21 protein-coding genes and 1 pseudogene are annotated in these 22,696 nt (G+C 43.0%); 8 read left to right on the top strand and 14 right to left on the bottom strand.

What is annotated here, in order from left to right; translation table 11 throughout:
* Positions 1-940: 940 nt before the first annotated feature.
* Positions 941-1,648 carry a hypothetical protein gene (locus F6K46_RS29515; protein ID WP_293064281.1) on the top strand — a complete coding sequence of 236 codons (708 nt, stop codon included), beginning with the start codon at positions 941-943 and terminating at the stop codon, positions 1,646-1,648.
* 99 nt (positions 1,649-1,747) lie between these two features.
* Positions 1,748-2,626, top strand: a complete 879-nt coding sequence (locus tag F6K46_RS29510) for an O-antigen polymerase (RefSeq protein ID WP_293064278.1) — start codon at positions 1,748-1,750, stop codon at positions 2,624-2,626.
* 461 nt (positions 2,627-3,087) lie between these two features.
* Here F6K46_RS29510 and F6K46_RS29505 read toward each other — a convergent pair whose 3' ends face one another.
* The gene (locus F6K46_RS29505) at positions 3,088-3,348 is read right to left on the bottom strand and encodes a hypothetical protein (protein WP_293073157.1); all 261 of its coding nucleotides are present in this window, start codon (positions 3,346-3,348) and stop codon (positions 3,088-3,090) included.
* A gap of 922 nt (positions 3,349-4,270) precedes the next feature.
* Between F6K46_RS29505 and F6K46_RS29500 the strand changes: the two genes are divergently transcribed.
* Complete coding sequence (locus F6K46_RS29500) at positions 4,271-5,149, top strand: hypothetical protein (protein WP_293064276.1); 879 nt, start codon at positions 4,271-4,273, stop codon at positions 5,147-5,149.
* Between the two features lie 185 nt (positions 5,150-5,334).
* Here the strand turns inward: F6K46_RS29500 and F6K46_RS29495 are convergent, their stop codons facing one another.
* The 8 genes from F6K46_RS29495 to prfB all read right to left on the bottom strand — a co-directional run bounded on the left by F6K46_RS29495 (position 5,335) and on the right by prfB (position 13,984).
* Positions 5,335-6,141, bottom strand: a complete 807-nt coding sequence (locus F6K46_RS29495) for a sulfite exporter TauE/SafE family protein (RefSeq protein WP_293064274.1) — start codon at positions 6,139-6,141, stop codon at positions 5,335-5,337.
* A gap of 166 nt (positions 6,142-6,307) precedes the next feature.
* Positions 6,308-8,605: a glycosyltransferase gene (locus tag F6K46_RS29490; RefSeq protein ID WP_293064271.1), complete on the bottom strand. Its 2,298-nt coding sequence runs from the start codon at positions 8,603-8,605 to the stop codon at positions 6,308-6,310.
* A 544-nt stretch (positions 8,606-9,149) separates the two neighbouring features.
* The gene (locus tag F6K46_RS29485) at positions 9,150-10,316 is read right to left on the bottom strand and encodes an FAD-binding oxidoreductase (RefSeq protein ID WP_293064268.1); all 1,167 of its coding nucleotides are present in this window, start codon (positions 10,314-10,316) and stop codon (positions 9,150-9,152) included.
* Positions 10,317-10,352: 36 nt separating this feature from the next.
* Positions 10,353-10,808 carry a diacylglycerol kinase family protein gene (locus F6K46_RS29480; RefSeq protein ID WP_293064293.1) on the bottom strand — a complete coding sequence of 152 codons (456 nt, stop codon included), beginning with the start codon at positions 10,806-10,808 and terminating at the stop codon, positions 10,353-10,355.
* Between the two features lie 158 nt (positions 10,809-10,966).
* Positions 10,967-11,494 carry an rRNA maturation RNase YbeY gene (gene ybeY, locus F6K46_RS29475; protein WP_293064266.1) on the bottom strand — a complete coding sequence of 176 codons (528 nt, stop codon included), beginning with the start codon at positions 11,492-11,494 and terminating at the stop codon, positions 10,967-10,969.
* 430 nt (positions 11,495-11,924) lie between these two features.
* On the bottom strand, positions 11,925-12,098 hold the full coding sequence (locus F6K46_RS29470; RefSeq protein WP_293064263.1) for a hypothetical protein: 174 nt from the start codon (positions 12,096-12,098) through the stop codon (positions 11,925-11,927).
* A 262-nt stretch (positions 12,099-12,360) separates the two neighbouring features.
* A complete protein-coding gene (locus tag F6K46_RS29465) occupies positions 12,361-12,576 on the bottom strand; it encodes a DUF3285 domain-containing protein (protein ID WP_198953971.1) in 216 nt (71 codons plus the stop codon).
* Positions 12,577-12,873: 297 nt separating this feature from the next.
* A protein-coding gene (prfB, locus tag F6K46_RS29460; protein WP_143727491.1) for a peptide chain release factor 2 occupies positions 12,874-13,984 on the bottom strand; the annotation gives its coding sequence in 2 pieces (ribosomal slippage) (positions 12,874-13,911 and positions 13,913-13,984; 1,110 coding nt in all).
* A 713-nt stretch (positions 13,985-14,697) separates the two neighbouring features.
* Between prfB and F6K46_RS29455 the strand changes: the two genes are divergently transcribed.
* Complete coding sequence (locus F6K46_RS29455; RefSeq protein ID WP_293064257.1) at positions 14,698-14,844, top strand: hypothetical protein; 147 nt, start codon at positions 14,698-14,700, stop codon at positions 14,842-14,844.
* Positions 14,845-15,235: 391 nt separating this feature from the next.
* Here the strand turns inward: F6K46_RS29455 and F6K46_RS29450 are convergent, their stop codons facing one another.
* Positions 15,236-16,327: a hypothetical protein gene (locus F6K46_RS29450; protein WP_075902651.1), complete on the bottom strand. Its 1,092-nt coding sequence runs from the start codon at positions 16,325-16,327 to the stop codon at positions 15,236-15,238.
* Between the two features lie 1,266 nt (positions 16,328-17,593).
* On the opposite strand from F6K46_RS29450, the pseudogene F6K46_RS40350 reads away from it, so the two are divergent.
* Positions 17,594-17,650, top strand: a pseudogene (locus tag F6K46_RS40350) (hypothetical protein); the annotation flags it as partial.
* The gene (locus F6K46_RS29445; RefSeq protein ID WP_229424439.1) at positions 17,644-17,730 is read left to right on the top strand and encodes a hypothetical protein; all 87 of its coding nucleotides are present in this window, start codon (positions 17,644-17,646) and stop codon (positions 17,728-17,730) included. The pseudogene F6K46_RS40350 and the gene F6K46_RS29445, both read left to right, overlap by 7 nt.
* A gap of 40 nt (positions 17,731-17,770) precedes the next feature.
* Here the strand turns inward: F6K46_RS29445 and F6K46_RS29440 are convergent, their stop codons facing one another.
* From F6K46_RS29440 to F6K46_RS29430, 3 genes are all read right to left on the bottom strand, one after another.
* The gene (locus F6K46_RS29440) at positions 17,771-18,556 is read right to left on the bottom strand and encodes an HAD family hydrolase (RefSeq protein ID WP_075897395.1); all 786 of its coding nucleotides are present in this window, start codon (positions 18,554-18,556) and stop codon (positions 17,771-17,773) included.
* Between the two features lie 262 nt (positions 18,557-18,818).
* Positions 18,819-19,658 (bottom strand): pentapeptide repeat-containing protein, encoded by an 840-nt coding sequence (locus F6K46_RS29435; RefSeq protein ID WP_293064253.1) that lies wholly within the window; start codon positions 19,656-19,658, stop codon positions 18,819-18,821.
* A 158-nt stretch (positions 19,659-19,816) separates the two neighbouring features.
* Entirely contained in the window at positions 19,817-20,020 is a 204-nt protein-coding gene (locus F6K46_RS29430; protein WP_293117616.1) for a hypothetical protein, read from the bottom strand.
* A gap of 80 nt (positions 20,021-20,100) precedes the next feature.
* Between F6K46_RS29430 and ilvD the strand changes: the two genes are divergently transcribed.
* Complete coding sequence (gene ilvD / locus F6K46_RS29425; RefSeq protein WP_293064243.1) at positions 20,101-21,786, top strand: dihydroxy-acid dehydratase; 1,686 nt, start codon at positions 20,101-20,103, stop codon at positions 21,784-21,786.
* A gap of 183 nt (positions 21,787-21,969) precedes the next feature.
* On the opposite strand, the gene F6K46_RS29420 is transcribed toward ilvD, so the two are convergent.
* A complete protein-coding gene (locus F6K46_RS29420) occupies positions 21,970-22,182 on the bottom strand; it encodes a helix-turn-helix transcriptional regulator (RefSeq protein WP_070391668.1) in 213 nt (70 codons plus the stop codon).
* 132 nt (positions 22,183-22,314) lie between these two features.
* Here F6K46_RS29420 and F6K46_RS29415 point away from each other — a divergent pair, with 132 nt between their 5' ends.
* Positions 22,315-22,509, top strand: a complete 195-nt coding sequence (locus tag F6K46_RS29415; protein WP_293064240.1) for a hypothetical protein — start codon at positions 22,315-22,317, stop codon at positions 22,507-22,509.
* Positions 22,510-22,696 lie beyond the last annotated feature (187 nt).

Here is a 22,696-nt window from a genome sequence, read left to right as displayed (position 1 = left end):
CAGTTGCTCGTAATTTTGCGCTGAATATCTATCGCTCCAATGGCTTCTCCAATATGGCTCAAGCACAGCGATACTGCCAATTTGGACTAGACACACTCAAGCGCATTTTTAGAATGAAATAGCCCTGGCAGTGTACAGTCAAATTAATGGTCAAGTTAGAGTAATTTTAGAACTGGATTAAGATGCGATTACCCTGCTTAAATCAGCGTCTTATATAACTTAATTAAGCGTCTTATATAACTTTAGTGTGTAGGCGATCAGCCCAAGACATGAGAAACACACAGACAACACAAGGAGAATATAAAATCCGAGTCAACAAACATGTTAACGCTGAGCAGCATTAAGAAACTAGACAAATTGGCCAACAGGTGGAAGAGCAGTCGCAGCGAGTTAGTAGAGCAGTTTGCTAGAAGTCAAGACGACTCTGATCTAGTTGCCCAGACCAAATGCTCGGGGAATTATTGACCGACTGATTTAATCAGCCCGGAATCGGAAGGCAGAAGCGCAAGTAGAAATTAAGGAGCTTTAAGGGCTAGTAGAGGAGTTGGAAAAACGACAAACATGCTAATTTTGCCAACAATCCGGAAGTCTGCGGTGACCTTAGAAGATCATTAGTGAGATGTATCTAACGCGATCGCATACCCTTTCCATCCTAGATCGTCCCAGGTTGGCAAAAGATGCCTTAAGTAATCCTGTAGGCATGAACGCTTAACTGGATGCTAGCGTAAAGCATCTTTCAAGTCATTTCATGGTACAGTTTCGCATGAATAAACTCTTCCGATGTCTTGGTGCGCGTTCCCATGGCGAGGGCACCTCGCTGGGGTTGCACCGCTACCTAGGAATTATTGTCACTCTTATCTTGAATAGTATCGGGCTACAATCCTGTAGCCCTAAAATTACTCCCTGTCTCATTCAAACTGAAGAAGCTCGAAGTATAAGTGTGCAGTCTAATGAGCCTATCTATAGCGAGATTTTTGGCAATCAAGAATGCTCACCTCAAAAGCTGGTTTTGAGAGTTCCTGTCAACTCAAGACCAGAAATTAAAGATAGCAATAGTTTACTAGATCAGAGATATACTCCCAATATTATAACATTATTGACATTTTCTCATCAAGCTAAAAGTTTTTATATCAGACGTATTGATAACCATAACGACAGATGGATTTATAAAAAAGCTAGTTGCTTAGCTTGGAAATGGTCTAGAGAAGATGATCAACAAGTTCTAAATTTAAGTCTAGAGAGAAATCTCCAAATTCGTGACCCTAAAATTAAAAGTGTTATTTTAATAATTTCGTTGCCCTTTGAAATCAAAGATGCTCAACCAAATGTTAACCTTCAAGTTTACACCTGGGACTTATTTGAAGGTATTTATTATTTTAAGACCAAAAACTATCCCAATTTAAAAGAAGCTTTAAGACAAAAAGATAGAAAAAGTATTCAATCAAGTAATGCATTTCGTGATGGTAAAACTGTTAAAAATGAAATTCAACAAGAATTAAACCAGATAGATGATATAGGGGGAATCCATCTTGATAAGTATTTTGAGTCAATACTGGATGGAGAATACCTCGAAAAATATACTCCTAGTTCAGAAGATACCTATTGCGAAATACCGGATGATTTAAAAAAAAATAACATTTTACACTAGTATGGTTTTGCGGATTTGGACGATAAATTAGAGGTTAAACCAAAAGTATAGGCTTCCAATGCTTCACCGGAATAGATTCAACTAATGATGTGATCAGATATGACGGAATTTGAACCAGCAGCTACCAAGTCTGACAACTATATTGAAAAGCCGAAAGAGCGTGAAAAGCTTGAAGATTGGTATCGCCGAGAAAAAAGACTTCAAATCATAATAATTTTGATATTTTCAGCACTGTTAATCATTTCTAGTTTTGGACAGTTTGCTCTATTAGATTATTCGTTTGGGGAAAGACTTGCTCTGTCCAAGGGTGATAAACTATTTGGGATTGAGACTAAGAATTTAATCAGTTTATTGGTAACAGGTGCTTTACCCATAACCTCTATAGTAGATGGCTCTGGAATTCTGACAAAAAAAATTAAGATACCTTTACCATTAACTAATGGATTATCTATAATTTGGCTGGTGCTATTAGGAGATATATTTTTGAATTTCCAAGCCGTATTAGTCAGCAACGAATCCGGATCAGCAGATCAGTTAATACCCGTTATTGCTTTTGTTGTAGCCATAATTTTTTCCATAGCTTCCCTTTGTCTAAGTAGAGGCATAGTAGCCGCTAGCAAAAAATTCATGGCCGCCAGAAAAAATCTTCAAATCCTAATGGTATATGGGATTAACCCTATCCCCTTGTATAACAATACTAAACAACTTACGTTAAGAAAAGAGGATCCAGCAACAATAACAGATCCTGAACAGGAACGAAAAATAGTTGTAGAAGAAATTAACCAACACAAAGAAGCTTTAGAGTTGGTAATAAAACTCGACAAAAATAAACTTCGGCAGCCAAAAATAGACGCCAATCAAAAATCAAAAACTATCGATTCAATTAAGCAATTATTTACCCCAATATTAGAGCGTTTATATGAAACTAGATGTCGTCAAAAAAACAATGTTAATGACGTTGATAAAACTGCTCAATAAAACTATATATAAAACAAAAATAAAAAAATTATTCATGTATTAATTTATAGCGTTGATATAAATCTAAACCTAGGATTTATTAACTATTATATAAATAAGTATAATATAAAAATTATTGAAATTGCCACATTTTATCGGTATTTTTTTATATGGTTATACCGAAATTGCTATTTAATTGTTTTATAAAATACTTAGTGGTAATTTCAGATTTTTTTTATATACTAGGTTCATGAAAACCTTTTATATTTAAAATTATCGCTTTTTTTGCACAAGGTTTTATTGAAAATAATATCGTCGCTCGGATTTATCGCTCTAATTGAAATGATCAATCAATTTTAAACATTTTATATGTCTGGATAAACTCTTATATTTATTACCTCTTACATTCGGATACTGACAGAAGAGGGATAAGTTAGTGGTTTACAATCTAATCAATTCTGGGGATTGGTCAATAGTAATTGTTAGTTGCTAATCTGGTTGTAATTGTTAGGGATGAGCAATAGCAGTTTTTTGATAAACCGCTTGGGACCCATAGACGTGAAGCGTGGCTCCGGTGCGCAGTAGGATGCGAAAGCGAAGGGGGTTATATGCTCTGTTAGGAAGTTCGGATGGGGGAGCGAGAGGAAGAGCCGATTCTGATACCCTTTCTTGAAAAGGGATGCCACATCGGATTGTTGGGTGATTGGCTCAGGGTAATCGGTAATCCTAGGACGATTACTCATTACCCATTACCAAAAGGGAGGGAAAAAAAGTCTATACTCTGGGATTTGAGCAACCAGACATTATATATTTAGAGAATTTAGGGAATAATCTCGGTAAATTTGGGGAGAAAGTGCCGGAGGAGGTGAAACAAAAGGCGATGGAGACTAAACAGGTAATTGTTGATCACACAATTCAATTAATAAGCGGGAGAATGGCACACTGCTTAAGGTCAAACCTAGACTAGATATGGAATAGTCTCTCACTAGACACCGAGCGCGCATTTAGCTTATCGACCATGACCTTCTACTTAGGGGAAATGACTTGGTATGGACAGATGTGAGTGCTCCCAATCGAAGTGTTGTGAGCATTGGGTCACATAGCCAATAAGAATCGATGCCATCAGCTGCCGTTTTTCTAGAGGAATCTGGCGGCAGTTCCCTATTGTACAGCTTGCAGTTATTGTGTGAGGATGTTAGATCAAATTGGAGTCAAAGGTATTACTCCTACTGCCCTTGCTATGGGAGTTATGTGAAGTACCGACAACTAAATCGAAGATTATGGTTGAGGCTTCCAGTTTCATCCGCTATCCCCTTCTGCGTAGAATCCCCCGTGCTTGACGCTGCCCGAGAGTTCAAAAAGAACACACAAGCAGTGTTAATTCGCTTCCTTTCACTTATTAGTAACCCATTGTTACTCTTTAAGGAGTAAATTATCTAAACAATCATGCCCAGTAAACAAGTTTTTGTTCGAGAATACAAAGTAAGAGCCCACAGGCGTACTATCCATACACGGGTTTACAAGTTCATTTGCCACTACTGCAATTCGCCTGCAGAGAGGGAGACTTATGCTACCTGTTGTCCCAAGTATGGCAATCGCTGCAAAGGAGTAGCCAGAAAGTGTCTTCGCTATCAACACGCTAACGAATCTGGGGGAAAAAAGTAGATGTCTTATGTTCCATCACAGCCATCGCTACCATCGCAAAGTCAAAACATGTTAGCAGATTTGGTTGATTACTACCGACAAATGGTGGAGTATCATGAACAAGCTGCCACAGTTGCAAGAGAACAGCTTAGCCATGCTAAAGCTTTGCTAAATACCAATGCATTAGCTCTACCAGAAAACAATTCCAACAAGTTCCTGCCTCCTGGAAATCGCAACCACAACCAGCAGGAAAAATACTACCTCACCACGCCAGTAGCTGAATTGCCTGCAGACTTCTCCACTGAAACTGAATTAGATGAGTCAACATTAGCACTCAAACAACAACTCGATTACCAGGAGCAGAGGATTACAGAAGCCATTGACCGACTTCTGGAAACTCACAGGGGTACGATCCTCCACGTTGATTACCTGATCAGGGAGCTGTTTGGAGAGTTGGGCAAAGACGATATTGCCTCGAAAACTTCTCTGGTCAAATCCATCTTGTTGAAAGGAGAGAGCCAGGGGTTATGGCACTCTGTCCCTGACTCTCCAGGTTGCTACACCTTTTCTCTTCAAGATTTGCCCGATTTAGTTTCTACCAATAAACCTCAGAGAAAACCTGCCAAGAACAAAGCTCGTCGGCCTTCTCCGCTACCTAAGTTAGACCAATTAAAGTATATGACCTTATATGAGCTAGTGGCTTCTGTGTTAAGAGAACACTATCCACAGATCATGAGTGCTGCAGATGTTTTGGACGTGCTTTATCCTAATGGTTTGGATCCTAAGAAGAAAAATGTAGCTCGTAAATCCATTAGTAACACCTTAACTAAAGGATGTGAATCTAAAGGTTGGAAACGAGTCCAGCCGGGGCGATATATCTGGGCTGGCGGTTTCACCTAAAGCTGAGTTACGACACAAACGTTATTGATTATTAAGAAACTATAACAGGACTTAGGGAGTGACTCAACCTGTAGGGGCGCACGCCATACGTCCCTACTTGATATGTATTTATAGTTCTGTTCCGATATCCGAAGTTCCCTATTCCCAAGCACTACGGCGAAATCTCATCAAGTAGATACACAATCTCAACCACCGTAACTCTGCCATGCCTGCCAAAACATATAAATTGATAGGGAAAATAACAGCGTGCGAAATCCATTGCTCACCAGTTGGTCTGGTAACTTTGGCAGAAAGCGAGTACTAATTTGCGCTCCCAAAAAGCCTCCTATACCCAGCAGCAGTCCCTCAATCCATAAGACATTTCCTTGTAAGGCATGTCCTGCAGAGGCTGAAACTGCTGTAATGACGATTACCCCTAGACTTGTCTGAATCGCAGTTTTAATCGGTTCTCCTAGGAGCAACATTTGGAGTGGAACCATAATTGTTCCCCCACCAATACCAAATAGACCAGCTAATAAGCCAGCTAAACCACCTGTCGCGATCCTGGCTACAGTAGCTTTGATGGGAGAGTTTGAAGAACGTCTGTTGTTTGGTGCTCTTTGAGATTCCTGTTGCGCTCTAGACTTAAGCTGTTTGCGTAGTTGGATCAGATATATCGTCACCAGTAGCAGTATCCCAAAGGCTACCAGTAATAAGTAAGGAGGGAAGAGGTCGGCTAGATAGGCACCAATTTGTGCTGTGATTAGAGCCGGAAATCCGATGCCAATTACACTTTTTAGATCAAAGTAGCCCATCCGCCAGTTTTGCAATGTACCAGAGCTAGCCGTAATCACAATCGACAGACTACTGGTAGCCGCTGCTTGAACTGGTTGATATCCTAATGCCACTAACAAGGGGACGAGCACTACACCGCCACCAATGCCGAGAAATCCGGCAAGAATACCTGCTAATAAACCGGAACCAGCAAAAATTAATAAATGGGTAGGAGTCATCCCTTTAGATCGCCTTTGGCTCAATGCACTTTTTTGCTAGCATAGCTGCTCTTGAGTCGTTTTTTAATTAGCGTTCGCGTAGCGGCTCGTACCGAGCATCGCGCCCCGCGTGACCATTCGCGTAGCGTGGCCTAAAGGCCAAGGTCAATCCCATTTAGCTGGCAATTTAGTTCTCGATGAGTTCATTGGGTATCGCTACTTTAATCACAACAGTTTCACCTTCGGCTTCCCAATGAGCGCTCGCTTCCACCTGCGAGTTTAGTTCTGGATTCATTGGTATTGCGACCTTGATCGCCACTTCTTCACCGACTCTTTGAGGAACACTAGGAGCTTTTACCCTAGGCTGAGCCACTAATGAAATAGGTGTGAGCAGAGGTTGGGAGCTATTGTCTTCTTGGAAATCAGCAACAGTTGCCATCGCCTTTGGTGCTGGTGCTACCACAGCAATCCCATCATTGAGTTTGGTAAGGGTAGAGCTTGGTACCTCAGCGGAGCTAATTGTGCTGAGGTTTGGATTACGGTTAAACACAAATCTGGGCTGGAGCAAACTTTTTAATAAAAGCCACAGCAAGCTGAATTCTCCAGGGGTATCACAACGTTTCCACTGACCCACACCACAAAACAGCATTTCAATTAAACACCGTGTCTGGGGTAAACTCATCTGCTGATTAAATCCTATTTGGAAAGTGGGGCTTTCACTCGTGAGGTCTGTGTGAGTAATCTTTCCTTGTAGTCGCAAGTTCTCCCCCATTATTTTCAGACTTACTTTGATATTGTCTTTAAGGGAGATAGATAGCTTCTCAGTCAGCTTGATTTGAGCACCTACTTCAGAAATCCACTTAGTGATGCCCCAATAGGTTTGACCTCCTATATTTATTCGCACCACTTTACGTAAGTCAAACCATTCGTCAGTATTGGGATTAGGAGAATCCAGAAGGATTAGTAAGGCGATACTCAGCACCAGAAGATTGTAGCCACTCCAAATCCAAGCTAAGCTGATGCTTTGGGTAAGTTGGGCTGTTTCTAGGGATGGCAAACTGCTGGCTGGTATCAATAATTCGGTCAGATTAAACCCAAAACTAATTGCTGTAGCAATGAATACAATAATCAGCGGCGATGCTAACTGCCAGTTGTAATTAAAACTTTCCCGAGATATTCCTTTCGGGGTTACTTTAAATCCTTTCTCGAAAGGATTCAGCATTGTCTGCAACACCGTTAATCCAATCGGAAAACATGACACTACTGAATAAATATCTGACATGAAAGCGGAGCGAGAGCGGCAGTTTATCCACGAGAATACAGAAAACTGTAGCAAATAGAAAGGAACTAAAAAACACAAGACTTCAGTAGCTGTTGCTTTAAAGGGAATAATCCCGAAAAATGCATATGCTATGGGAACAATTAGAAAATAAATTCGTGACCAGCTAGTAAACCAATAAAGCAACCCATCTAAATGAACCAGTCTTTGGAGATGAGTAAGTCCAGGAATTCTTAATGGATTTGCTTCTAGGAAAAGTCCCTGTAAGGTACCTTGTGCCCATCTTAGCCGCTGAGATACATGACTTGCTATATTCTCTGCTGCCAAGCCAGCACTTAATTTTTCATCAAGATAAATTAACTTATAGCCTTGAGCCGATAAACAAACGCCAGTATAGTAATCTTCAGCGATGGAATCGGTAAAAAAGCCACCAATACTTAAGAGTGCGCTGCGCCTGACCACAAAAGACGTGCCACAACACACAATACTATTTGCGCTATCCCGAATTGGTTGAATGTGTCGATAAAATAATTCTTCTTCTGCCGTCAGAATGTTTTCTAAACCTAAATTATAGGCAACCGGATCCGGATTATAGTAGCTTTGGGGAGTCTGAACTAGAGCGACTTCCTTATCCTTAAAGAAACCCACAGTCCGCTTGAGGAAGTTCCTAGTAGGAATAAAATCAGCATCAAATACAGCAATTAAATCCCCAGAGGTTTGAGGAAGGGCATTGTTTAAATTACCTGCTTTGGCATTAAGATTATTTGGTCGCGTAATATACTCGCAGCCTAGCTCAGCTGCAAGTCTTTTCATCTCAGGACGTCTAGTATCATCCAGAAGATAGATCGTTTTTCTTGTATAGTCTAAAGCTTGACAACCAATAATTGTTCGCCGTAGAATAGAGGGATGTTCATTATACGTAGGAATCAGGATATCAACAGAAGGGGTAAAACGACCACTAATAACCGATAATTCACCCCAATCAGCTTCCTGACTTCTATCTTTTATCTGGGACAAGAAAAACAGCTGAATGGTGCTACCAGCTAGCCTCAGTATTTCCGCTAGTAATAACCCCAAGCTAAAGACGCCATTGACCACGGTATCCAGATTGAGGGTAAACAGCGATCGCCACAGTACATACTGAAGAGTCAGCAGTAGCAAAATCCCTACCACCACAAGCTGCCACTTAGAGCGAGTTTTTGTCATAATCCCTTAACTGTAATTCCAGTATTGTCATTAGTTCTTGGCAGAAGACCCCTATTACAGCCAATTGGGTTGAGGGGAGGGGATTGCCATCACCTGTAGGTTCATAACTAGTCTAGGCTCATAACTCGCTGGTTAGGACGAGCTAATTCCTTAGCTTCCCTCACCAGCTAAGGGGTACACCGTCGCTTCCACGTTGAGTCAGACACCGACAGCCATTGTTTATCTTAATGAACATTTAACTTGCTGATTGTTCACTGTTGACCGTTAACCCTTGACAGTGAAGATTACTCTGGTGTCAACACAAAATCCGTTGCTTAAATTATTCTGCAGCTTAAATGTTTATCTGCCTGTGACCATTAACCCAACTTAGTACAGTCTAATCCGACCTTTGGCCCTACCTATGTTCCATAACTTTGACAGAGTCGCCCCTACCAAAGGGCTTTAAGGATGAGCCACTGTATTGGCACTTTGACTGAGACTATGGGTCGATCACCAACAGACTCTTAAGAAGGTTTAACCTTGCTTAATTTAACATAATACTTTTTTAATTGGCGGGGGACAGCTTGGCTATTATTTCATCCTCTTGTCCCTGAACCCAGTTAGCAAAGCGCTTGGCTAGGGGTGGCACACATACCAGCGGGTTAGTAAAACCAGAAAATATATAAACTCCTTCCACACCACTGAAGGAACCAACCACTGGCAGACCAGTGTTGCTGAATGCTACTAAACAATGATGCCAGGTTCCTGGTAATTTCTCAAGAGCTGGTAGAATTTTACCCACTTGAGTACGAATTTCCGCTTCTCCTTTATCTGGCGCTATAGTCGCGTAGGGGTCTGTCAGCACACGGCTCAGCTGACCCATCCGTAAACTGCCATCTAAAAACTGTACTGCACCTGCATCAAGAATGGGTCGTATTACCTCATGACCAGGCTTATTCCACAAGTGTTCAACTGACTTATTACTGGCTTGCTGTTCCAGTTGAAACCGTTTTGTATCTGCTGGTATAACAATTGTCTGCAGCTTGATGTCAACTCTGGGAGTTTCAATCATCTCCTCATGAGTGAAATACAAGTAGACAGGAATTCCGGAAGCTTTCAGTAAGGTACGACTGAGTCCACCAGCACAGACAACTGTGTTAGCCGTGTGGTAGGTGGCTACTACTGTTTTGACTGCCTTGATAGTATCTGAACTACTTACCAGTTCCACCACACGAGCAATTTCGATTTCTCCCCCACAACGGCGGAAAGCTTTCAGGTAACCTTGGGTAGTCTTTCCTGGATGGATATGCCCTTGACGGACAGTAAACGCTCCTGCGATCGCATTTCGATTGAGTAGGGGTTCGAGGGCACAAGCGTCCGCCACACTCACCCAACTTGGGGGAGTAGCACAACGGGCATAATCTACTGCCAATTGCTCATAGTCATCGTTGAGGTCAATGGTCAGCAATAAGTCTAATTCCCGGAACTGGGTATCTGTTTCTAATTCCTCAGATAAACTTTGATAAATTTCTCTAGCTTCCTGACATAGCACTCGAGTTAACCTTGATGTTCCTGACCAATAGGCAAGACCACCATAGCTATAGCGAGTTGCTCCCTCTAGGGTAGGATGTTGCTCCAAAATCAGAACACTCAAACCCTGGCGACACAATTCGTACCCAAGTGCTGCTCCAGTAATGCCACCACCAATGACAATCCAGTCATATACTTTCATCGTATAGTCGCATATTGTTATAGTCTAATTGGGTGTTTAGCCCAAAACTGACTCAATTCTAATGATTAGGGGTGGCAGTAGCAGGGAACCGGCTACAAAAATAGCAGTTATCGCTGAGATCAGCACTGCACCAGCCGCACAATCTTTAGCAATTTTAGCAAGTTCATGGTACGTCTGTTTAACAGTTAGATCTACGACCGATTCAATAGCTGTATTTAGCATCTCCATAGCCATGACTAGCCCAGTGGTTAGTCCAATCACAGCGAGTTCTACGAGGGGTATTTGTAAAAAAATGCCCAAGGTAATGGCTAGAATGCCAATGACTGTATGGATGCGGAAGTTACGTTGGGTGAGAAAGGCATAGCGAACCCCAGCCCAGGCATATTTGAAGCTAAGCATTAATGTCGGAGCAATTCGCCAAGCCAAATCTCGGTTAGGTTTGACTTTGGAGTCAGAGTATTGGGGTACTGGTATAGATAGCTCTTGAGTCATTGGCAAGGTATTAGACACGAGAAACTGAGTTTGATAAGATTCGGCCTTTGGTAACACCATTTATCGGTTCAGGGATAGGTCTTGGGTATACCTTCATCTTTCCCATATGGGTTAGGAGGATTAACCTTTAGGGATATACTGAAAAGCACAGCAGACTTCTAGGAATCATTTGAAAGACCTACCCTCTGAAGTAGAGTCTCCTGCTGATCCAGCATTCTCACTAGACTTTCCTCATCCGGATGATCCCATCCTATAAGGTGAAGTAAACCATGGGTTGCCAGCCAGGCTAGTTCCTTGGATAGGGAATGCCCGTGCTGTTTAGCCTGTTGAACAGCAGTATCTACCGAAATCACGATATCACCCAAGTATATAGGCACCGATAATTGCTTTTGAGGTGATAACTTAGGAGAGTTTACCTCTAAAGCTGCAAAAGCAAGTACATCTGTAGGCTGATTTTTTTTTCGGTACTGGGAATTAAGTGCCTGAATTTCACTATTGTCGGTAAGGCGAAGACTCAATTCGTAGCTCTTCGCCTCCGGTAAATTCAGTTCAAGGGCAACTAGCCATTGGTCAAACCAGCTTTCCCAAGTGTGGAGGGAAATTGGGCCGCCTGATTGGTTAGTAATGGTTTCAGCGGAATGGGAGCGATTATAGAAACAATCTTGTACACTCAATTCAAACTTCACACTCAGGGTCTCCAAAAGGCTTGGCTACCAGTAGGGTAACCTACTCCGATCACCTAGCCGGTTGGCTAGGTCTGGGCTTACTTAAACCTGGCTCTACCACTATGCTTACGGTTAGCTTACTTTTGCTCTGTTCATTTGAGATAGCCGTCAAAAGTAAGTTTAACTGACTGAACAAACTCTTGAGCTAGATCCGCTCTTTAGCCTCACATCTCAATGCTACGCCATGAGTGCTTGAAGTTACCGCAAAAAGAGTGGAGCCTTTATAGTTGGCATATCATACTTGGCAGTCTTTGAGTTAAGGGTTAAATCTCTTTTTAGTAAGGCTGCACTCTTTTAAGGTTTCATTTCCTAGATGAATCGCGGACACAAACTCTGGTAAATAGCTTAGAAGTTCGCTATATTAGAAATAGCAGGGAAGACAAATTAAGAGCTAACCGCCACCTGAGTATTTAAAAATAGAACTTGTTGTCTTGTTCCGGTGGGTCGGGGCATCCCGGAGACGAAACCTTAGAAGAGCGATGCAGCGCGGTCTTGGGGAGGCAGTGCGGTCTTGGGGGTTCCCCCCATGAGCAACTGCCGTGGTTTCCCCCATGAGCGACTGCATCAAGACAGGGTCGCCTTAATCATGGAGGCGCGCTTGACCCGTAATTAAATTCGCCATGGGTCGCGCCTCAAAGTTTTAACCATGCATGAGCATAGCCTGCTAACCATAAAGGCTCCACTTTTCTTGCGGTAACTTCTGACCGTGTCGTTAATAAAGTTTACCGAACGCGCCCCGCGTGGCCTTTGGCCTTGTATCCTAAGCAATAGCTGGAGTTGGTAAGAAGCCCACACCGACCTATCGGTTCAGTGTGGGATTATGTCACCTAACGGGTTAGGTAGGCAAGACCCACCATTAAGGCCAATAAACCAGAAACTGTGAGGAAAAAGTGCCTCAGGGATTTACCTCCCTTACGCACCATATTGCGCATGGCCAACTTGGTGTAACTAGGCTTGGGTTCACTTGAACCGCTATCGGCTGGGGCTGTAGTTGTATCCAGACCTTGTTCTGGCTGTTGGGTTTGTGAAGGTGGGTTGCTCATCGAACACAAGTACTCTATGTAATAATTGATTGTCTGATTTTAATCTAACAGCAGACTTAACAATTTTTACCAGGATTTACTCAGAAACTCTAGCTGTAGCCTGCTTTATCAATGCACCCTAAACCTAGCGATGCAGCGCCGACCTGCGGGGGTTTCCCCCATGAGCGACTGCATCAAGACAAGGCGAGTTTGTTGCTAAATTTTGCCTAATTCCTGCTTACTTGAAACTTGACCACTGACTATTTATCAGTAATAATCAACCAACTTTGAGAATCACTAATGACCAATCATTAGTGATTAGTTCGTTAACTGATTTTCTTGACGCAGATACGCTTCAATGAATAAGTCAATATTACCATCAACGACATCATTAACTGCTGTGGTTTCGAGACTAGTGCGTAGATCTTTCACCATCTGGTAAGGATGAAACACATAATTTCTAATTTGGTTTCCCCAAGCCGCTTCCACCATGTCCCCTCGAATTTCGGCAATTTCTTGAGCTCGTTGCTCCTCAGCAATCACCAGTAGCTTAGCTTTCAGCAGTACTAAGGCTTTTTCTTTGTTTTGCAATTGAGAACGCTCCTGAGTACAGCGCACAGCCAGGCCGGTAGGAATATGGACAATCCGCACGGCAGTTTCTACCTTATTGACGTTTTGTCCTCCCTTACCACCAGCACGGGAGGTGGTAATTTCTAAATCCTTCTCGGGGATTTCCAGCTCAACGGTATTATCCACCGCAGGCATCACTTCTACTCCAGCAAAACTAGTCTGTCGCTTACCGTTAGCATTAAACGGGGAAATTCTAACCAGTCGATGAGTACCTTTCTCCGCTTTTAGGTAACCATAGGCGCGGAGTCCGTCTATTTCCAGAGTGGCAGACTTAATCCCAGCTTCATCCCCTGGGGAAATTTCCGCTAGGTGGGCTTTATAACCATGGTTCTCTGCCCAACGGGTGTACATGCGCAGTAATATGTCAGCCCAATCTTGGGCATCGGTTCCACCAGCCCCTGCATTGATGGTGAGCACAGCACCTAATGCGTCGTAGGTACCAGATAACAGCTGTTCCAACTCCCAGCGATCCAGTTCTTTATTCAGCTGAGTCAAGTTGGTTTGAGCTTCTGCAAGCAGTGCCTCATCGGTTTCTAGTTCTAGCAACTCCAAGATCGCTTTAGTGTCTTCCAAACTTGATTGCCACTGTTGATACCGTTGGAGGTTAGATTTTAGGTCGTTGAGTTGTTGAAGGGTCTGTTGAGCAGACTTTTGATCATCCCAAAAATCCGGTTGAGCTGCCAGCTGCTCTAAATCTTCAATTTTGGCATTCAGAGCAGCAATGTCAAAGATAGTCCTGGGTTTTACCCAGGCGCTCCGACAAGATTTCGACTGCCCGTTTCTGCTCTACGGTTTCCATAACGTTTCCATCCTTTACCAAAAATTTTGGGTAATCGCGCCCCGTCCTTCGTTCGACGGCTTTTTTTTGTTCGCAACTGAAGGCTCCAAAGGAGCATCTATGTATTGACAGTTTTCTTGCACCGTGTTATTATCAAATCATAACAAAAAAATAATTAATGTTCTAGATAAACATGATCTTGAATAAGTAGACAGTGTAAAAAACATGTTTTGAGATAATCATGTTGCACTGCGCAAGTCTAACGATTTGGAAGTCTATGAAAGTCTAAGATCAAAAAAATGTTCATCTAAATTTATTATCTAAATTTGTTATCTATTTTAGGTAAGGTGGGGTTAGAAGTTACCGTAAGAATAGTGGAGCCTTTATAGTTAGTCGGCTATGAATAAAAAGTTTTAACCTTTCTTGATGCAATAGCGAGTGGGGGAAACCCCCAAGACCGCGCTGCATCGCTTTTGATTAAGGCTCCACTATTCTAAGGTTTCGTTTCCGGCACACCGAAACCTAGGTCATAGATCAAATACGCTTGGGTCTAGGAGACCTCTATTTTTCCTGGCTCCGGCAAGGGATAACAAGTCACCCCGTGGAAGCAAGAATCCCCGTCCTTCCATGGCGGGGAGTGTCAAAACACCATTATAACACCAGCAGGGGGGTCTTCTTGATTCTTACTACTATAAATTTAAGATATACTTAACTATTGACTAGCAATAACACTAATGCGTTCGCTTTTAGCGGAAGCTGAGGCCGTAGGCCACGCTTTGCGAACGCTTCATCGCGTAGCGTGGCCTACGGCCAATCGCGTAGCGGCTCTGAAAGAGCATCGCAATCTCAAATCCCCCCGTCAGCATCTACTGAACAATTAGGTGTTATTTTTTTTTTATAAAAATCGTCGATTTTTCTATATCATAAGTATCGATGAATTGGTGTTAAAAGTATTAGCAATACTAGGAGATATAAGGGATGTATCTTCCTCGTTTGCTGGAAAATTACTTGACTTATTTTAGTTATTTTATTTTTTTAACTAGACTCTTAATATCTAAAATAATTTTAGAAAAATCGAGGCGATTGCCATTTTTTGTTTAAGTAGATCTACCTGAGTATGAAACAGCCCGATCTGGCCATGGGGGGGCAAGGGGGAATTCCTACTTGCTACTTGCTACTTGCTACTTGCTACTTGCTACTTGCTACTCCCATTAACCCAAGCATTAACCCAAGATAAAATTCCCTCAACCAATTGAGAAGTGCTACATGATATCATAACGCCTTCTGCTCCAGGTCAGAGAATAACTCCAGCAGTCTTTGAGTATAAGGAAGCAACAGGGAAAGCTGATCTGACTCTACACGAGCGTTTAGTTCATCCACCAGTAACTGCAACATTTTTTCCGCCAGTTTCCAACTTACGTCTACGCTAGGAAATACCAGTAAACATAACGGCAACAGTTCCTGTTCTATTGATGTCATATTCCCTTCCAAAGCACATAGCCATAGGTAACCCTGGAACATTTCTAAATCTCTGATAGTCGAAGCCTTAATTCCTGGATCGTCCAGCCCTCCCCGACGGCTAAAATGATCAGAGTGCAATTGCTCTGTGCGTTGGTAGACAGTCTGAGCAATATCCTGACTAGCAGGTAAGACTTGCTCGACTAACGCTAAGGTAGGTGAGTTAAAATCATGCAAAGCCGCTGCATTACAGATTCGTTGCCAGGGGATAGAAACTTGCTCCTCCACAAACTTAAAGTAGGGACTGAGCAAAATTTGTTCTGGTAATGTCAGCCGATTGAGTACTAATTTAGTGCTGAAGTGAAACTGTGTAGTAACAAAACCAATGGCGCGACGGTCTTTTGCTGATATATGTTTCTCCCGCAGTTGCCGCAATACAGGTTCGAGAGAGGTGGCTAACTTTTCTATGGCTGGCAATTCTAGCGCTACCATTGTCCACGGGCTAGAGAAATCTGTGAAGAAATTAATTGTCTCTCCTAGTCGTATTGCTGCCATTAAACTAGAATTCGGTGATTGCTCCTGGTAAATTTCTAGTACCTTTTCGTAAACCGAGCCAACAAATTCAGCAATTCGCTTAGCCTCAGTCAAATTAACCACATTAGGAATATAGGAGAACATAGCATCTGTTTTAATTCCTGCACACTCACAATTAATTTGGATTAAACGCTGTAACTTGGTAACTGTTTGAGTGCGCCCCTTTCTAGAAGCAACGTCTAGCAAATCAGAAATCTTTAAAAAATCATTATTTTTAGCGATAATTGATAAATCTGGTACATAGCGATTTGCCCAAAAATTGACTAAGCGCTCAACCGATGTTTTGTTGAATCTTGGAGTGTTGATCAGCAAAGCTTGTTCCTCAGATGTCTAAAAAATTATTTCTATAATCCCTTTAAGTAATTTTTTACTTGTGGCGTTAAATCCAACAATTAATTGTGAAAGCTTTAAAAAAGCTGTAGAGCACTCCATGACAACTAATAGCCAATAGCAATTATTCGGTAGATTTACAACAAATAAATATCATTAATAATAGGTAATTGGTAACTGATAATTAGTAATTATTACTTTTTAATGGGTAATGGGTAATTGGAGTAGGTGCATCCCATTGTTAGAGACATAAAATCGTAAGCACTCAGCCGTTGGCCTTAGACCACGCTACTTGAGGTGCTGTCAGCCTAATCCTTAAAATAAACCTCGTTCGCCTAGGGTGCGCCGATACGCAAACAGGAGAATTTAATAGTTCGAGATTAATGAGAATTTAAAGTTTGGCTAAAACCCCTTGGCCGTTGGGGACGCTACGCTAACAGCTTTGTGGCACAGGCTTCGACCCTCGGACGTAACTCAGATTAAATGAATGCTTAACTCTTGTCTTGATACAGTCGCTCATGGCGCATGGGTCTGTGTTCGGAACTTGCTTCCGCACCTGTCAGCCATGCAAAGCGCGAGTGGTTAGAAGTTACCGTAAGACAGGCTCGCCTTAATCAATAAGTTTTAACCCTTTTATGCATTTGAAGTTACCGTAAGAATAAGGCAGCCTTAATCAATAAGTTTTAACCCTTTTTCCCATAGCCGACCAACCATTTTGGCTGCCTTATTCTAAGGCGCGCGTCTTTGAGCCTACCAACCATAAAGGCTCAACGTAATCAGGTTTGGTCTCCGGGGGAAACCCCCGCAGGTCGGCGCTGCATCGCTCTCCAGCGCCGTGGAAACCACGGCAGTCGCTCATGGGGGAGACCCCCGCAGGTCGGCGCTGCCTCCCCAAGACCGTAATGGTGCGTTTGACCCGTAATTAAATTCGCCACGGGTCGCACCTCTGCATCGCTTATTCAAAAGCACCTCCAGTAGCCTGTGCTATGGGCATAAGCACATCAAGTAGCGTGCGCGTAGCGCTAATCGCTGTTCGCTTACATTTTTGTATTATTTATACACATGATAAACGTGATTCATTTTAATTATGTAAAGATTTATTTAAGTTTAGTAAAAAAAAAACAATACAATGATAATTCAAATATAGCGTTTCTAAATGAGTCGTGAACACAAAACTAGCTGAAAGTCTTAGTTAAAGACAGTGCTTGTTTCACACATCAAATGGAAACGCTATAGCAAAATTAACAACTGATATCATGTCTGGTTACCAATTACCGGTTACCGATTACCAATTACCAATTACCGGTTACCAATTACCAGTTACCGATTACCAATTACCAATTACCGGTTACCGATTACCAATTACCAATTACCAATTACCCTAAATCATTCCATTAATCAGCCAAGCCGTGCAGCCCAAACCACTTATCCAGTAAAGGTTTTCAGTAGTAACAATTGTGCTAACTCGCAAAAGCCTTCAGATTCTTTAGCAGAAGTCACATAAGCTGGCTTATGAGTCAAATAACTAGTGTAGTCTAAGACATTAGCCACCCCTACTGATAAAGGAAACTTGCTGGTATCAAACATAGACTCATCATTACGACTGTCACCAACGGTCATAATCTCCTCTGGTTTGAGTTGGGGAAAGTGTCTGGTTAACACTTGCAGCAAGCCTGTTGCTTTATCTTGCTCGATTGGCTTAATATGGCACTGAACTGTACTGTAAGTGAAGCCCCAACCCTGTTGTTGACAGAGTTCTGCTAGGGTTTGTAATTGGACAAAGGCTAGTCCTTTAACATCAAAAGTCCAATCCGTCAACCGAAAGCGGTTATCCACAGATTCTTGTAGCTGGGGAAATTGAGCTTTGAGGAGTTGGAAGGTGTGATTGAGACTCTGGCGATGCTGGATTAAATCTTCAATAGGGGTTAAGGTTTCTGGGATTTCACTATCTTTGGGGAAATATATACCGCCATTTTCTGCGATCGCTCCCATGACCGGCAGATAAGTTTTCAGACCATTGACCCAGCCAGCGGAACGACCTGTAATCAGCAACACTTGGATTCCTGTCTTGGTCAATTCTTCTATGGCATGGAATAAGGAGGAAGTAAATTTGCCACTCAGAGTTAGGGTGCCATCAATATCGGTAGCAATTAAACTAATACTTTCAAAGCGATTATTCTCAAAAGCCTCAGACAGAGGTGCAAGGGACATAAAATTATAGGAACTTCCAGCTAATCATTCACCGAATGTCATACTAAACCCTGGGATGACAGTTTGACTGAGGAAAAGTTGATTAAGTTTTAGGAAATTTTAGGCGAATCTCAGATTATTATCCAGTGCGATTGGCCAAAGGCCTCAGCTTCCGCGCTTATGCGAACGCCATCAGATCCGCTGAGTAGAATTGCTCAAGTTCCTAATAGACAAGGGAAACGGTAGTGATTGGGCTGATCAAAATCTGGCTTGAACTGTTCAACTATTGATGCTGACTGCCACTTGGCATGATCGCTTTGGTAAGTTTAGCTTCACGAAGGTTAGCCTGATTCAGGTTAGCATCAATTAAAACAGCTTCAATCAATATTGCCTCGGTAAGATTCGACCAACACAGGTTAGCTCGGTATAAATTAGCCTTAGTGAGATTAGCACCATGGAGAATTGTCCAACTCATCCTTGCTCCTCTTAGATTCGCATCCGTTAGGATAGTGTTTCTCATGGTGCAGCCACTGGCTATGGCACCACTCAAGTCTGCTTGATTGAGATTGGCCTTAGTCAAGTTGGCTCCATTGAGTAGGGTATGGGACAAATTTGCCCCAATCAGATTCGCTTCGATCAGAATACAGTTGTTTAGGGATGCTCCCTCCAAAATCGCTCCGTCCAAGAGGGCTTGGGAAAGCTTGGCTCGGTTCAAGGATGTGTTAATCAGTTTTGCGTGACTCAAGTTAGCATTTTGGAGAATTGCCTCACTCAGAATTGCTTCACTCAGATTAGCTTTACTGAGATTGACTCCAATTAGGCGGGAACTGCGTAGATTGGCATTACTCAAGTTAGCCTTGGCTAGATTTGCTTGACTGAGGTTACTAACAATGAGGTTGGCTTCACACAGGTCACTTCCCTGTAGATTTGCACCAGATAAATTCGCTTCTCGCAGATTGACACCTTTAAGGATAGAGCCCTTGAGACAACTCTGACTGAGATTAGCACGTCGTAGGTTAGCTTGGCTCAGGTTTACTCCTGCCAAAGATACTCCCTCTAGATTAGCTTCTGGAAAGTCCCGTTCTCCAGCAGCATATCGCTTCAGTAATTCTGCCCCATCCATAATGATTCCTTTAATCTTGACAACTAATCAGCTACGTGGTTCTGCTATATGGCATCTAATATGAATTATTATTGCTAGACTATGCTACGTTTATTTGCCAAAGTGCCAGCAAAAAGCGCAATGATAGTGTAATCGTTTATTAGTCAGACAATGAAATATTAGGGAGTGGGGAGTAGGCCAGAGGCAATAGGCAATAGGCAATAGGCAATAGGCAATAGGCAACAGGCTATAGGCAACAGGCAATAGGCAATAGGCAATAGGCAATAGGCAATAGGCAATAGGCAATAGGCAATAGGCAATAGGCAATAGGCAATAGGCAATAGGCAATAGGCAATAGGCAATAGGCAATAGGCAATAGGCAATAGGGATTGATGATAGCTAAATTTGATAGCAAAATCTAAAATCTCTGATAGAGACTCTAACCTTTGAGGGGAACATATCCATGCCGGAGAATTTGAGAAGCCAAGTGGTTACCCAAGGTGTTCAGCGAGCGCCTAACCGAGCCATGCTGAGGGCTGTTGGTTTCACTGATGACGATTTTACTAAGCCCATTGTTGGTCTTGCTAATGGCTACAGCACTATTACTCCGTGCAATGTGGGGTTAAATGATTTGGCCAAACGAGCAGAGGCGGGATTGATAACTGCTGGTGCTATGGCTCAAATGTTCGGTACCATTACCATTAGTGACGGGATTTCCATGGGAACGGAAGGGATGAAATATTCCCTGGTATCCCGGGAAGTAATTGCTGATTCCATTGAGACCGCTTGTAATGGCCAAAGTATGGATGGGGTTTTGGCAATTGGCGGCTGCGATAAGAATATGCCAGGGGCGATGATTGCTATTGCCAGGATGAATATCCCAGCAATTTTCGTTTATGGTGGCACGATTAAACCAGGACATCTCGATGGTGAAGATTTAACGGTAGTTAGTGCCTTTGAAGCGGTTGGGAAACACAGTGCTGGCAAGATTGATGACGCTAAACTCAAGGCGGTGGAACTCAACGCTTGCCCTGGTGCTGGTTCCTGTGGCGGCATGTTTACCGCTAATACTATGTCCTCTGCTTTTGAGGCAATGGGGATGAGTTTGCCCTATTCCTCTACCATGGCGGCGGAAGATGCTGAAAAAGCTGATAGTGCTGAAAAATCTGCGTTGGTGTTGGTCGAAGCAATTCGCCAGCAAATACTACCAAGGGATATTCTAACACGTAAGGCTTTTGAGAATGCGATCGCAGTAATTATGGCAGTAGGTGGTTCCACCAACTCGGTCTTGCATCTGTTAGGGATCGCCCATGCTGCTGGAGTAGAGTTATCCATTGATGACTTTGAAACCATGCGGGCTAAAGTACCAGTGCTGTGTGACCTCAAACCCAGTGGTCGCTATGTCACTGTGAATTTGCACCGCGCCGGAGGGATTCCCCAAGTAATGAAAATGCTGTTAGTCCATGATTTGCTCCATGGGGATGCCTTGACCATTTCCGGTCAAACGATAGCGGAAGTGTTAGCAGATGTACCTGAGCAACCCCCTGCTGACCAAGATGTAATTCGTCCTTGGGATAATCCTGTGTATGCTCAAGGACACTTAGCCATTCTGAAAGGCAATCTAGCCACAGAAGGGTCAGTAGCAAAGATTACTGGAGTAAAAAATCCTCAAATCACTGGTCCAGCGCGAGTATTTGAATCCGAGGAAGCCTGCTTAGATGCGATTCTGGCCGGTAAGATCAACTCTGGTGATGTGATTGTGGTGCGCTATGAAGGACCAAAGGGTGGTCCAGGCATGCGGGAAATGCTGGCTCCCACCTCAGCCATTATTGGTGCTGGGTTAGGTGATTCTGTCGGATTAATTACCGATGGACGATTTTCTGGCGGTACTTATGGCATGGTAGTCGGTCATGTCGCACCAGAAGCAGCAGTTGGAGGTGCGATCGCATTAGTCCAAGAAGGGGATATGATTACCATTGATGCCCATCAGCGTACCTTACAACTAAATCTGTCCGATCAAGAATTAGAGCAACGGCGCGCTAGTTGGCAACCACCCAAACCCCGTTATACCACAGGGGTATTGGCCAAGTATGCCACCTTAGTCTCTTCCAGTAGTGTTGGAGCAGTAACAGATTTAGACTTGGGTTAACAGCAACTTACTAGTTTGTAATTTTGCCATTTAATCTGGCCGGGCGGGTTTAGCGTTTTAGTCATTTCAGAAATCAACCCGCCCCCAGTCAATATGTGTATAGGGTTTCGTTCTTACTCCCCATTCCCGACTCCCGACTCCCGACTCCCGACTCCCGACTCCCGACTCCCGACTCCCGACTCCCTACTCCTCGATAACCTCTACCAAATCTTCAACCATAACATCAAAAGCGCGAGCTAGCTTCAGAATTGCTGTAAAGTCCGTCATACTCATGGCGTCACGTCGGGCATAACTAGCCACAGTGCTATAGGTTACTCCGGAACGGTCGGAAAGTTCTTTCAACGTCCAACCCTTCTCTGCCGCTAATTCTCGAACTCGTAACCTAATTAATCCCATTTTGGACTTGACAAACTACGCAACTACATATTTTATAGTAAATAGGATATTAGGCGATCACCCAAGAGGCCGCAAAACTACTGGGTGATCGCCTTTCTTAAAACAACCCATAGAAATGGGGTATTTAGCTATATGATATCAACTCGACAAACTTACCGAGATCGATTGAAGCCTTGGTGTGTCATTCGGCACCTACCCAAGAGGCAACGGATAACCGTAGCGCGATTCACTCGGCGCAGTGATGCGGAAGCGTATCAGCAAGCTCTCAACCGCTTGCTGCCCAATTTCCACCATGTGGTGATCTTTGACACACCCTTGAAGGAATAATCCTGTGGGGAAACCCCAGGTCTAAATTGCCCTTGGTAACGGTTAAAGGTTAAAAGAAACGGGTGCGGCTCTTATAGAAAGACGATAGAATGGGGAAGAGTTTTTTAACCCAAGCTGTCCTGTAGCAGTGTTTTGAGAGAAAAAACCGAAGGACTCGACAGGCGCAACCGCAGCAGTATGAGCCAGG

It is taken from the genome of Moorena sp. SIO3E8 (genome assembly GCF_010692445.1).
GTDB lineage: Bacteria > Cyanobacteriota > Cyanobacteriia > Cyanobacteriales > Coleofasciculaceae > Moorena > Moorena bouillonii.
This window is presented reverse-complemented; position numbering and strand designations above follow the sequence as displayed.

Bases quoted from the DNA above. Each gene is read 5' to 3' on its own strand.
- F6K46_RS29440 (WP_075897395.1), bottom strand. From the start codon at position 18,556: ATGTCCCTTGCACCTCTGTCTGAGGCTTTTGAGAATAATCGCTTTGAA.
- F6K46_RS29495 (WP_293064274.1), bottom strand. From the start codon at position 6,141: ATGACTCCTACCCATTTATTAATTTTTGCTGGTTCCGGTTTATTAGCA.
- F6K46_RS29510 (WP_293064278.1), top strand. From the start codon at position 1,748: ATGACGGAATTTGAACCAGCAGCTACCAAGTCTGACAACTATATTGAA.
- ilvD (WP_293064243.1), top strand. From the start codon at position 20,101: ATGCCGGAGAATTTGAGAAGCCAAGTGGTTACCCAAGGTGTTCAGCGA.
- F6K46_RS29490 (WP_293064271.1), bottom strand. From the start codon at position 8,605: ATGACAAAAACTCGCTCTAAGTGGCAGCTTGTGGTGGTAGGGATTTTG.
- F6K46_RS29500 (WP_293064276.1), top strand. From the start codon at position 4,271: ATGTCTTATGTTCCATCACAGCCATCGCTACCATCGCAAAGTCAAAAC.
- F6K46_RS29435 (WP_293064253.1), bottom strand. From the start codon at position 19,658: ATGGATGGGGCAGAATTACTGAAGCGATATGCTGCTGGAGAACGGGAC.
- F6K46_RS29485 (WP_293064268.1), bottom strand. From the start codon at position 10,316: ATGAAAGTATATGACTGGATTGTCATTGGTGGTGGCATTACTGGAGCA.
- F6K46_RS29455 (WP_293064257.1), top strand. From the start codon at position 14,698: ATGCGTTCGCTTTTAGCGGAAGCTGAGGCCGTAGGCCACGCTTTGCGA.
- F6K46_RS29420 (WP_070391668.1), bottom strand. From the start codon at position 22,182: ATGGGATTAATTAGGTTACGAGTTCGAGAATTAGCGGCAGAGAAGGGT.
- F6K46_RS29465 (WP_198953971.1), bottom strand. From the start codon at position 12,576: ATGAGCAACCCACCTTCACAAACCCAACAGCCAGAACAAGGTCTGGAT.
- F6K46_RS29470 (WP_293064263.1), bottom strand. From the start codon at position 12,098: ATGCAGTCGCTCATGGGGGAAACCACGGCAGTTGCTCATGGGGGGAAC.
- F6K46_RS29480 (WP_293064293.1), bottom strand. From the start codon at position 10,808: ATGACTCAAGAGCTATCTATACCAGTACCCCAATACTCTGACTCCAAA.
- F6K46_RS29505 (WP_293073157.1), bottom strand. From the start codon at position 3,348: ATGAGTAATCGTCCTAGGATTACCGATTACCCTGAGCCAATCACCCAA.
- F6K46_RS29415 (WP_293064240.1), top strand. From the start codon at position 22,315: ATGATATCAACTCGACAAACTTACCGAGATCGATTGAAGCCTTGGTGT.